This window comes from Microbacterium sp. (assembly GCF_031178445.1).
Taxonomy (GTDB): Bacteria; Actinomycetota; Actinomycetes; order Actinomycetales; family Microbacteriaceae; genus Microbacterium.
In genome coordinates, this window is sequence record NZ_JAPSIY010000007.1 from 185,401 (window position 1) to 197,049 (window position 11,649).

11 protein-coding genes are annotated in these 11,649 nt (G+C 69.3%); 10 read left to right on the forward strand and 1 reads right to left on the reverse strand.

Annotated features, from left to right (window positions below; genetic code table 11):
- Nucleotides 1–77: 77 nt before the first annotated feature.
- From argC to argH, 6 genes are read left to right on the forward strand one after another with little or no spacing between them, the layout of a single operon-like run.
- The gene (gene argC, locus RIN43_RS11775) at nt 78–1,154 is read left to right on the forward strand and encodes an N-acetyl-gamma-glutamyl-phosphate reductase (RefSeq protein WP_309129115.1); all 1,077 of its coding nucleotides are present in this window, start codon (nt 78–80) and stop codon (nt 1,152–1,154) included.
- On the forward strand, nt 1,151–2,308 hold the full coding sequence (argJ, locus tag RIN43_RS11780; protein WP_309129116.1) for a bifunctional glutamate N-acetyltransferase/amino-acid acetyltransferase ArgJ: 1,158 nt from the start codon (nt 1,151–1,153) through the stop codon (nt 2,306–2,308). The genes argC and argJ overlap by 4 nt, the downstream gene beginning before the upstream one ends.
- The gene (argB, locus tag RIN43_RS11785; protein WP_309129117.1) at nt 2,305–3,204 is read left to right on the forward strand and encodes an acetylglutamate kinase; all 900 of its coding nucleotides are present in this window, start codon (nt 2,305–2,307) and stop codon (nt 3,202–3,204) included. Before argJ ends, argB begins: the two co-directional genes overlap by 4 nt.
- Nucleotides 3,201–4,406 carry an acetylornithine transaminase gene (locus tag RIN43_RS11790; RefSeq protein ID WP_309129118.1) on the forward strand — a complete coding sequence of 402 codons (1,206 nt, stop codon included), beginning with the start codon at nt 3,201–3,203 and terminating at the stop codon, nt 4,404–4,406. Before argB ends, RIN43_RS11790 begins: the two co-directional genes overlap by 4 nt.
- Nucleotides 4,403–5,341, forward strand: coding sequence for an ornithine carbamoyltransferase (gene argF / locus RIN43_RS11795; RefSeq protein WP_309129119.1), 939 nt, complete (start codon nt 4,403–4,405; stop codon nt 5,339–5,341). Before RIN43_RS11790 ends, argF begins: the two co-directional genes overlap by 4 nt.
- The gene (gene argH / locus RIN43_RS11800) at nt 5,338–6,768 is read left to right on the forward strand and encodes an argininosuccinate lyase (protein ID WP_309129120.1); all 1,431 of its coding nucleotides are present in this window, start codon (nt 5,338–5,340) and stop codon (nt 6,766–6,768) included. Before argF ends, argH begins: the two co-directional genes overlap by 4 nt.
- A 41-nt stretch (nt 6,769–6,809) precedes the next feature.
- Here the strand turns inward: argH and RIN43_RS11805 are convergent, their stop codons facing one another.
- Nucleotides 6,810–7,394 carry a DUF1349 domain-containing protein gene (locus tag RIN43_RS11805; protein WP_309129121.1) on the reverse strand — a complete coding sequence of 195 codons (585 nt, stop codon included), beginning with the start codon at nt 7,392–7,394 and terminating at the stop codon, nt 6,810–6,812.
- Nucleotides 7,395–7,453: 59 nt separating this feature from the next.
- On the opposite strand from RIN43_RS11805, the gene RIN43_RS11810 reads away from it, so the two are divergent.
- From RIN43_RS11810 to RIN43_RS11825, 4 genes are read left to right on the forward strand one after another with little or no spacing between them, the layout of a single operon-like run.
- Entirely contained in the window at nt 7,454–8,098 is a 645-nt protein-coding gene (locus RIN43_RS11810) for a SatD family protein (protein ID WP_309129122.1), read from the forward strand.
- Nucleotides 8,095–8,910 carry a hypothetical protein gene (locus tag RIN43_RS11815; protein ID WP_309129123.1) on the forward strand — a complete coding sequence of 272 codons (816 nt, stop codon included), beginning with the start codon at nt 8,095–8,097 and terminating at the stop codon, nt 8,908–8,910. Before RIN43_RS11810 ends, RIN43_RS11815 begins: the two co-directional genes overlap by 4 nt.
- 28 nt (nt 8,911–8,938) lie before the next feature.
- Entirely contained in the window at nt 8,939–10,243 is a 1,305-nt protein-coding gene (tyrS, locus tag RIN43_RS11820) for a tyrosine--tRNA ligase (RefSeq protein WP_309129124.1), read from the forward strand.
- 29 nt (nt 10,244–10,272) lie between these two features.
- Complete coding sequence (locus RIN43_RS11825; RefSeq protein ID WP_309129125.1) at nt 10,273–11,076, forward strand: DUF4184 family protein; 804 nt, start codon at nt 10,273–10,275, stop codon at nt 11,074–11,076.
- Nucleotides 11,077–11,649: the final 573 nt, after the last annotated feature.

Consider the following 11,649-nt stretch of genomic DNA (forward strand, 5'->3'; position numbering starts at 1 on the left):
AGCGACGGGCGCAGTGCCGGTGTCGCCGCCCCGGCCAGGCCCGTCATCGGGCGAACCCCGACCGTTAAGGTAGAAGCATGACGTATTCCGTCGCCGTCTCCGGCGCATCCGGCTATGCGGGAGGCGAGATCCTGCGGCTTCTCGCAGCCCATCCCGACATCGAGATCCGCACCGTCACGGCGCACTCGAACGCCGGCCAGCCACTCGTCGACCACCAGCCGCACCTGCGATCGCTGGCGCACCTGACTCTGCAGGACACCACCCCCGAGATCCTCGCCGGCCACGACGTCGTCTTCCTGGCCCTGCCGCACGGACAGTCGGGCCAGTACACCGACGCGCTGGCCGACGCGCCCCTCGTCATCGACGCCGGAGCCGATCACCGGCTCACCTCGCAGCACGCGTGGGACGCCTTCTACGGCGGCGCCTTCCACGAGCCGTGGACCTACGGCGTCCCCGAGCTGATCGTCGGCCACCAGGGAGACCAGCAGGATGCCCCCGTCAAGCAGCGCGAGCTCCTGCGCGACGCGACCCGCATCGCCGCCCCCGGCTGCAACGCCTCCACGGTCAGCCTCAGCCTCGCCCCCGGAGCCGCGGCCGGCGTCATCGATCCGTCCGACATCGTCAGCGTCCTCGCCGTCGGCCCATCCGGCGCCGGCAAGAGCCTGAAGCCGCACCTGCTCGGCAGTGAGATCCTCGGCACGGCGAACCCGTATGCCGTCGGCGGCACCCACCGGCACATCCCGGAGATCCGCCAGGCGCTCGCCGCAGCATCCGGTGCGGATCCCGACGGCATCCGCATCTCCTTCACCCCGGTGATCGTGCCGATGTCCAGGGGCATCCTCGCCACCTCCACCGCGCCGATCGCGGACGGGGTTAGCGACGAGCAGATCCGCGACGCCTGGCAGCGCGCCTACGGCGAGGAGACGTTCGTGCAGCTGCTGCCGGAGGGACGCTTCCCGCGCACGGCGGACGTGATCGGCGCCAACACAGCGCTCATGGGTCTCGCCGTCGACAGGTCGGCGAACCGCGTCATCGTGGTCACCGCCGTCGACAACCTCACCAAGGGCACTGCCGGCGCCGCCGTGCAGTCCATGAACATCGCGCTCGGTCTGCCCGAGGACCGCGCCCTCACCGTGAACGGAGTGGCCCCGTGACCGTCACCGCCCCGCAGGGATTCGAGGCGGCCGGCGTCGCCGCCGGGCTCAAGTCGACCGGCAAGCCCGATGTCGCCCTCGTCGTCAACAGGGGGCCCCGTAAGGTGGGCGCCGCGGTGTTCACCACCAACCGCGCCAAGGCGAACCCCATCCTGTGGTCGCAGCAGGTGATCGCCGACCGCGTCGTCGAGGCCGTCGTGCTCAACTCCGGGGGCGCGAACTGCTTCACCGGCGCGTTCGGGTTCCAGACCAGCCACCTCACCGCCGAGAAGGCCGCTGAGCTGCTCGACGTGAGTGCCGGCGACGTGCTGGTGTGCTCCACCGGTCTCATCGGCACGGGCGACGACGTCTTCCGTGCCAAGGTGCTGGACGGTGTCGAGCGCGGCGTCGTCGAGCTGAGCGCCGACGGCGGTCAGCAGGCCGCCGAGGCGATCATGACCACCGACACGGTCGCCAAGACCTCTGTGATCAGCAGGGACGGCTGGACCATCGGCGGAATGGCGAAGGGCGCCGGGATGCTGGCCCCCGGCCTCGCCACGATGCTCGTCGTCATCACCACCGACGCCGATCTCGAGGCGATCGAGGCGGACTCCGCGCTCCGCAGGGCCACTGCCGTGACCTTCGACCGCCTCGATTCCGACGGGTGCATGTCGACCAATGACCAGGTCACGCTGCTCGCCAATGGCGCCAGCGGCGTGAGGCCCGACCTCGACGTCTTCGCAGACGCACTGACCGAGCTGTGCCGGGAGCTCGCCGGCAAGCTGCAGCAGGACGCCGAGGGTGCCAGCCACGACATCACCATCGAGGTGAAGAACGCCGCCTCCGACGACGAGGCGGTCGAGGTCGGCCGGTCCGTGGCTCGGAACAACCTGTTCAAGGCAGCGGTCTTCGGCAACGACGCGAACTGGGGCCGGGTGCTCGCCGCGATCGGCACCACGACGGCGCAGTTCGACCCGTACGACGTGGACGTGTGGATGAACGGCGTGCGGGTGTGCGCGGCCGGCGGCCCCGACCGCCCGCGCGAGGAAGTGGACCTCACCCCTCGCGCCATGCACCTCGTGATCGATCTGAAGGTCGGCGAGGCCGGCGCCACGATCCTCACCAACGACCTGACCCACGACTACGTTCACGAGAACAGCGCCTACTCCTCATGACAGATCTGCAAGACACCGCCCCTGAGGAAGCGGCCGTCAAGGCGGCCACGCTCATCGAGTCGCTGCCCTGGCTGAAGAGGTTCCGCGACCAGATCGTCGTGGTCAAGTACGGCGGCAACGCCATGGTGTCCGATGAGCTGCAGGACGCCTTCGCACAGGACATCGCGTACCTGCGCTACGTCGGCGTTCAGCCGGTCGTCGTGCACGGCGGCGGCCCGCAGATCTCGAACATGCTCGACCGCCTCGCCATCCCCAGCGAGTTCAAGGGCGGCTACCGGGTCACCAACACCGAGGCGATCGGCGTGGTGCGCATGGTGCTCACCGGGCAGGTCAATCCGCAGCTCGTCGCCAAGATCAACTCGCACGGCCCGATCGCCACCGGGCTGAGCGGCGAGGACGCGGGGCTGTTCGGTGGTCGCCGTCGCGGCGTCGTCATCGACGGCGAGGAGGTCGACCTCGGCCGCGTCGGCGACGTCGTGCAGGTGGATCCGAAGCCAGTCCTCGATCACCTGGCCGCCGGCCGCATTCCGGTCGTGTCGTCGATCGCGCCGGACCTCGATCATCCCGGTCAGTCGCTGAACGTGAACGCGGATGCCGCGGCATCGGCCCTCGCCGTCGCGCTTGGTGCTCGAAAGCTGGTGATCCTCACCGACGTGCCGGGGCTGTACGCCGACTGGCCCAACCGCGACTCGCTCGTGTCGCACCTCACCTCGAGCGCGCTCATCGAGATGCTGCCGGGCCTGGAATCGGGCATGATCCCGAAGATGCGCGCCTGCCTCGACGCCGTCGAGGGCGGTGTGGATGCGGCCGCGATCATCGACGGCCGCGTGCCGCACTCGGTGCTCGTCGAGCTGTTCACCAGCAAGGGAATCGGAACGGAAGTGGTCGCAGGATGACGAACTGGCAGGATGACGCCTCGCGCGATCTGATGAGTCTCGGCGGCCGGCTCGCGCTGCTCACGCGCGGCGAAGGATCGTGGGTGTGGGATGCGGACGGCAGCCGCTACCTCGACTTCCTCGGTGGCATCGCGGTGAACTGCCTCGGGCACGCCCACCCCGTCTTCGTCGATGCGGTGTCGACTCAGGCAGCCACCCTCGCGCACGTGTCGAACTACTTCGCCAGCCCGGGGCAGCTCGAACTCGCCGCGCGCCTCAAGCGTCTCGCCGGCACCGGAGAGCAGGGCCGGGTGTTCCTGACCAACTCCGGCGCCGAGGCCAACGAGATGGCGATCAAGCTCGCCCGGCTGCATGGGAACAGGTCCGGACGCACCACGATCCTCGTGGTCGAGGGCGCCTTCCACGGCCGCACCATGGGCACGCTCTCGCTCACCCCCAAGCCGGCCTATCGCGACCCCTTCCAGCCGGCACTGCCCGGCATCCGCACCGTCGAGCGATCGATCGAGAGCCTCGAGGCGGCCTTCGACGACACGGTCGCCGCGATGATCGTCGAACCCATCCAGGGGGAGGCCGGCGTGGTCGAGCTGCCCGGGGGCTTCCTGACCAGGGCCCGGCAGCTGGCCACCGACCACGACGCGCTGCTGATCCTCGACGAGGTTCAGACCGGATCCGGGCGGACCGGTGAATGGTTCGCGTTCCAGGGCGCGGGCATCGTGCCGGATGCGGTGACGCTGGCGAAGAGCATCGGGGCGGGCTTCCCGCTCGGCGCGCTCATCACCTTCGGCGCAGCCAGCGAACTCTTCTACCCCGGCACGCACAACTCCACGTTCGGCGGCAACCCGCTGGCCAGCGCGGTCGCGAACGCCGTGCTCGGCCACATCGAGGACGCTCAGCTGCTCGACAACGTGAAGGCCCGCGGCGCGGCTATCCGCGAAGCCGTCGCAGCGCTCCCGCTCGTGGCGGCGACCAGCGGCGCAGGCCTGCTGATCGGCATCCGCCTCACCGCTCCCGTGGCGGCGCAGGTACGCGCGGCCGCCCACGACCGGGGGCTCATCGTCAATGCGCCCACGGACGACGTCATCCGCATCGCCCCGGCGTACACCATCGGCGATGCCGAGGTGACCGAGTTCCTCAGTCTGTTCGAGGCGGCCCTGACGGCCGTCGCCGAGTCCGTCCCCACCGCTTCGGAGATCCACGCATGACCCGCCACCTGCTTCGCGACGACGACCTGACCCCTGCCGAGCAGGCCGAGATCCTCGATCTCGCGCTTGAGCTGAAGAAGGACCGCTGGGCGAGCAAGGCGCTCGCGGGACCGCAGACCGTCGCCGTCATCTTCGACAAGTCCTCGACGCGCACCCGCGTCTCGTTCGCGGTGGGCATCGCCGATCTCGGCGGCTCCCCGCTGATCATCTCGACGGCGAACAGCCAGCTCGGCGGCAAGGAGACTCCGTCCGACACCGCGCGCGTGCTGGAGCGCCAGGTCGCGGCGATCGTGTGGCGCACGTACGCTCAGTCGGGTCTCGAGGAGATGGCACGGGGCACCAGGGTGCCGGTGGTGAACGCGCTCTCCGACGACTTCCACCCCTGCCAGCTGCTCGCCGACCTGCTCACCATCCGTGAGCACAAGGGCGACCTGAAGGGTCTCACCCTGACGTTCTACGGTGACGGCCGCAGCAACATGGCGCACTCCTACGTGCTCGCCGGCGTCACGGCGGGCATGCACGTGCGCATCGCATCGCCGGCAGCGTACGCGCCGCGCCCCGACGTCGTCGCGGATGCGGAGCGCCGGGCCGCCGAGACCGGGGGTTCGATCACCCTGCTCACTGACCAGCGCGAGGCGGCCGCGGGCGCCGACGTGATCGTCACCGACACCTGGGTCTCCATGGGCAAGGAGGAGGAGAAGATCACCCGCCTGCGCGACCTCGGCTCGTACAAGGTCACCACCGAGACCATGTCGCTCGCCGATCCTGAGGCGATCTTCATCCACTGCCTGCCCGCCGACCGCGGCTACGAAGTCGACTCCGAGGTCATCGACGGACCGCGGAGCGTGGTCTGGGATGAGGCGGAGAACCGCCTTCACGCGCAGAAGGCGCTGCTGGTGTGGCTGCTGGGCAAGAACGAAGAGGTCGCCCGATGAGCGGCGTCACGGGCGGATCCACCAACGAGGGCGCGCTCTGGGGCGCGAGGTTCGCCGGCGGGCCGTCCCCCGAACTGGCCGAGCTCAGCCGTTCCACGCATTTCGACTGGGTCCTGGCACCGTACGACATCGCCGGCTCGCATGCGCATGCGACCGCGCTGGAGGCTGCCGGCTATCTGGAACCCGATGAGGCGCGGGTGATGCACGCGGGCCTCGACACGCTGGCGGCCAGGATCGCGGACGGCACACTGCTGCCCGATCCCGGCGATGAAGACGTGCACGGTGCACTGGAGAAGGCGCTGATCGCAGAGGTCGGCGCCGAGGTGGGAGGGCGTCTTCGGGCGGGCCGCAGTCGCAACGACCAGATCGCGACGCTGGTGCGGATGTACCTCATCGACCACTCCAGGGTGATCGCGCGCGATCTGCTGCGGGTGATCGACGCCCTGGTGGCGCAGGCGGAGGCCCACCCGGCCGCGATCCTGCCGGGGCGTACGCATCTGCAGCACGCCCAGCCGGTGCTTCTCGCTCATCATCTGCAGGCGCACGCCTGGCCGCTGGTGCGCGAACTGGAGCGGCTGGTGGACTGGCGCCGGCGCGCCGGCGTCTCGCCGTACGGCGGGGGAGCGCTGGCCGGATCCACGCTGGGCCTCGACCCCGCCCTGGTCGCACGCGAACTCGGGCTCGACCGTCCGGCCGAGAACTCGCTCGACGGCACGGCCGCACGCGATGTGGTGGCCGAGTTCGCGTTCATCGCAGCGATGACCGGGATCGATCTGTCCCGCCTGAGTGAGGAGATCATCCTCTGGAACACGCGCGAGTTCGGATTCGTCACGCTCGATGACGCCTACTCGACCGGCTCGAGCATCATGCCGCAGAAGAAGAACCCCGACATCGCCGAGCTGGCGCGCGGCAAGTCGGGGCGCCTGATCGGGAACCTCTCGGGTCTCCTCGCGACGTTGAAGGGCCTCCCGCTCGCGTACAACCGCGATCTGCAGGAGGACAAGGAGCCGGTCTTCGACTCGGTGCAGACCCTCGAAGTCGTGCTTCCCGCGTTCGCCGGAATGATCGCGACGCTGCGCTTCGACACCGAGCGCATGGCAGCGCTTGCCCCGCAGGGGTTCTCGCTGGCGACCGATGTCGCTGAGTGGCTTGTCAAGCGTCGTGTGCCGTTCCGTGACGCGCACGAGATCTCGGGCGCGCTGGTGCGAGCCTGCGAGGAGCGCGGCATCGGTCTGGAGGATGCATCGGACGAGCTGCTCGCCGAGGTCTCCGAGCATCTGACGCCCGAGGTGCATGAGGTGCTGTCGATCGAGGGATCCGTGGCGTCGCGTTCGGGTGCAGGGGGCACGGCCCCCGTGCGTGTGACCGAGCAGCGTGCCGAGCTCGTGGCGCGGGCGCAGTCGGCTGCCCACGCACTCGGACTCTGACCGCACCCGGCGGGCCTGCCTCCCGTCGTCGACGATGCGGGTCAATGCAGCGCGGCGTCTGCTGTCCCGCGCGCCCACCGGGTGAAGCGCACCGCCAGGCCCCGCCGTGTCGGTGCGGCCAGGAACGGTCCGGCGGCCACGGCGCCTGCGGAGGCGAACGGCGCGACTCGCACGAGACGCCACTCCTCGGCACCCGCACGGGCCCGCACGATCACGGCGTCGGACCAGCGGCTCACGCGAACGGTGATGTCGGCATCCCGCCACTCGTCGACGAAGCCGATCGACCAGTCGCTGCGCACAGCCGTGACGACGGCCCCCAGGCCGAGATGCCCGTCCGCGTGCTCGACACCCGCCTTCACCCAGTGCTCCGCGCCGGCTCTGACGAACAGCCCGGCTTGATCGAACTGGCCGCGCCACGGTGCGCGGAAGCTCACCTCCATCGCCTCGCCGATCATCAGCGGTGCGAGCAGCGCGTGCTCCGAGTCGTGCACGAAGTCATAGGCCGTGTGCCGCCAGGCGTCGCTGCCCTCGATGGCTGTGACCACGAGGTGGCGGTCTTCGACGACGACATCGTGCGGGGGATGCGTCCAGGTTCCCTCCTGCCAGGGGATGTCGTTATCAGGCATACTCGCCAATCATTGCCAAATAGTGCATATCAATGGATTATTCGTGTTATGGTTATGTCATGGTCATAGCTGTGATCGCCGACATCGTCGGCTCCCGCCGACTCGAAGACCGCGCCTCCGCGCAGCGGATCCTCGACGAGACCATCGCGCGCGTCGAAGGCGATCGGCCGCTGGCGACACAGCGGCTGACGCCCACAGTAGGCGACGAGCAGCAGGGCGTCTACGCGCGGCTCGGCGACGCGCTGACCTCGCTGCTGATGCTGCAGCTCGCCCTGCCTGACGGCGTCTCCTTCCGATTCGGGCTCGGCATCGGCGACATCCGCCCCATCGAATCCGTGCACGGCCCGCTCTCCGACGGGCCGGGATGGTACGCCGCGCGCGACGCGATCGAGGCGGTTCAGGCGCGCTCGCAGCGCGCCATGCCGCACATGCGCACCTGGATCGTCGGAGCTCCGGGGCAGGATGAGGTCATGCACGGTGAGATCGCGGCATCCAACGCGTACCTGCTCACACGCGATGAGCTGGTCGGCTCGATGAGCGAGCGCGAGCGACGCCTGACATACGGCCGCCTGATCGGAGCGTCACAGGCACAGCTGGCCCGAGACGAGGGCGTCACGCAGCCGAGCGTCTCCAAATCGCTCCGCAGCGCCGGTGCCGCCGCGCTCATCGAAGGACTCGCACAGCTGAGGGGAGAGGGCTCATGATCCTGGCGGGATTCCTGCTGCTGTCGGTCGGGGCGGTCGATCTGGTGCGTCAGTTCGCCCCGCGGAGGTGGATCGGCTACCTCGCCGCGCTCATCGTGCTGCTCGTGCTCGGCAGCGTCTCGGCCGCCGTGCTGCCGATGCTCGCAGCCATCGCGGTCGGTGCCGCCTGGACCTGGGCGATGCCGGCCGACCGCGATCCGCGATTCGGATTCTGGCCCGCCGTCGTCCTCGCGGTGATCTCCGCGCTCGCCGTGGTCTGGCTGGGCGAGCGCACGGATGCCGGCATCATCGGCCGGAGCTGGACGCTCGACTCCCCGTTCGGACCGATCTCGTTCGATCTCGCCCTGCTGGTGGTGGGCGTTGTCGTCTTCCTGCTCGAGTCCGGCAACCTGATCGTGCGGGCGGCGCTCTCGAGCGAGCACAGCTGGCGGCCGGATGATGTGGACGACGTGCGACGCGCGGCACCGACTGGTGGAACCGCCCGCGACGAGAGCGCTCGCGCCGGTGACGCGTCCGCCGACCCCGAGACGGTGGCTGACGGAGTGCAGCTCGCCGCCCCCTCGCGCGGCGGGTTCAAGGGCGGCCGGTTGATCGGACCGCTCGAACGCGTCATCGTCTTCATGCTCACCCTCACCGCCGCCTACCCGCTGCTCGCGGCGACGTTGGCGGCGAAGGGCATCGTCCGCTTCCCCGAGATCTCCAAGGACGGCGAGACCGGCGCGCGAGCGGAGTACTTCCTAGTCGGCAGCCTGGTCAGCTGGGTGATCGCGCTGGGCGCTGCCTTCCTGGTGTGGTGGGGAGTGCACAGCTGAGCCTGGGCCCGCTGATAGCCTGGAACGCGTGTCGAATCTCGCTCTGACGACCGCCCCTGTGGCGCTCGACCCCGCGTTCGAGAACGTGTGGGACGAGCTGCTGTGGCGCGGCCTCGTCCACGTGTCCACCGATCAGGAGGCGCTGCGCGCCCTTCTCTCCGGGGACCCGATCACGTATTACTGCGGCTTCGACCCGACCGCGCCGAGCCTGCACCTGGGAAACCTCGTTCAGTTGCTGACGCTGCGCCGCATCCAGCTCGCCGGCCACAAGCCCCTCGGCCTCGTCGGCGGGTCGACCGGCCTCATCGGCGACCCGCGGCCGACAGCCGAGCGCACCCTGAACACCCGCGAGACGGTGGAGGAATGGGTGGGCCGCCTGCGTGCGCAGGTCGAACGGTTCCTGAGCTTCGAGGGCGAGAACGCCGCGCGGATCGTCAACAACCTGGACTGGACCGCGCCGATGAGCGCGATCGACTTCCTGCGTGAGATCGGCAAGCACTACCGTGTCGGCACGATGCTCAAGAAGGACGCGGTCGCTGCGCGCCTGAACTCGGATGCCGGAATCAGCTACACCGAGTTCAGCTACCAGATCCTGCAGGGCATGGACTTCCTCGAGCTGTACCGCTCCTACGACTGCGTGCTGCAGACCGGCGGCAGCGACCAGTGGGGCAACCTGACCAGCGGCACCGATCTCATCCACCGCGTCGAGGGCACGTCCGCGCACGCGATCGGAACCCCGCTGATCACGAACAGCGACGGCACCAAATTCGGCAAGAGCGAGGGCAACGCGATCTGGCTCGACGCCGACATGTGCAGCCCCTACCGGATGTACCAGTTCTGGCTCGGGACTGCGGATGCCGACGTGATCGACCGCCTGAAAGTGTTCACGTTCCTCACTCGAGCAGAGATCGAGGAGTACGCGGCGCTGGTCGAGAGCGAGCCGTTCCGTCGAGCCGCGCAGAAGCGCCTCGCCCTCGAGGTGTGCGCCACGGTGCATGGTCCGGAGGCCACGGCCGCGGTCATCGCCGCATCCGAGGCGCTGTTCGGCCAGGGCGACCTGTCGACTCTGGATGCCGCAACGCTCCGCACGGCCCTGGACGAACTTCCCAACGCGACCCTCGAGGGCGGCGTGCTCGTGACGGACGCACTGGTGGCGACCGGCCTGGTGCCGAGCGTCTCAGAGGCGCGCCGCGCCATCTCGCAGGGCGGTGTGACGCTCGACGGGGTGCGCGTGACCGACGACACGGCGACCGTGCAGGGCACGCTGCCGGGTGGTGTGTCGGTGCTGCGTCGCGGTAAGAAGACGCTCGCGGGCGTCTTCCTCGCGGGCTGACCCGCGCCGACCGGCCGACGGGAGAGGCGATGCCGTTCACACCCAGCCATGCGGTCATCGCCCTGCCGTTCGTGCGCACTCCGCTGGTGCCGGCGGCGATCGCCATCGGGGCGATGACCCCCGACCTGCCGCTGTTCCTGCGCGGTCTGGTGCCGTACGGCTTCACCCACGACACGCGCAACGTCGTCTGGACGACGCTGATCGCCTTAGGGCTGCTGGTGCTGTGGAGAGTCGCGCTTCGGCCCGGCCTCGTGGAGCTCGCTCCCGACGCAGTCGCAGTGCGCCTGCCTGGTGAATGGCGTGTCACCGGCAGGCGTGCCGCGGTCGAGCTCGTCGCGCCGCGCGAGCGGTTCGGCTACCCGCTGCTGCTGGTGCTCTCACTCCTCCTCGGAGTGCTCTCGCACATCGGCTGGGATCTGTTCACCCACGAAGGTCGGTGGGGTGTCGAGGCGTTCCCGGTATTGCAGCAGATGTGGGGCCCGCTGGCAGGCTACAGATGGCTGCAGCACGGCTCCAGCGTCGCGGGCCTGCTGGTGATCGTCGTCTTCGCGCTGGTCTGGTTGGGCGGACGACCGGTGGTGCCGGCGCCTCGCATGCTTCCGACGTGGGTCCGCTGGACCTGGATGCTCGCGCTGCCGGCGATCCTGGTCGCAGCCTGGGTGCTCGGCCTCTCCCTGTACGGACCGCTCACTCCGGGTTTCACGGTTCAGCATCTCGCCTATCGCACCCTTCCCGCTGCATCGGGGCTGTGGGGTGCGATGACCGTGGTCCTGTGCGTGACGATCGCCGTGATCGGGTCGCTCCGACCCCGCACGGACGACCAGCGGAACTGAAGCGTCGGGCGAGCGGATGCCGGCGAGTAGTCCCCGGTCGAGCTGAAGCTCGCGCAGCAGGAGGGCGAACAAGGCGGAATCACGAGGGTCTGCTCGCCCGTCAGCCCCGTGGACCAGGACTCGACACAACGTGCCGCGGCGACACGACACGCCCGGCGGGAGGGGTGGATTTGCCGGGTCTGCGGGATCCGCGTAAGTTATTACGTGTTCGCCCCAAGCGGTTGAGCGAGAGGCCGGAAGGCCTGGCTCCCCTCCAAGCAGCGAACCACCCACCTCCTTCACTCCTCGTGAGTGAGTCGATCCTCGGGTCGAGGAAGTGGTCGTCCCGCCGGGAACGTCGATTTGACAAGCCGGCCGAGACGGGTACGATGGAGAAGTTGCCCCCGGAGAGGGGCGCCCTTCCGCTCGGATCCTCACGGCCAGTCGATTTGACAGCCTGAGCGAGGCGGATAAGATTGTGAAGTTGCCCTGCGCGTCCTGCTTTGGTTGGTGGGTGTGTGGGTGCGTCCGATCCTTGAGAACTCAACAGCGTGCACTTGTCAAATGCCAAATTATCCTCGTCCGGTCTTTGGA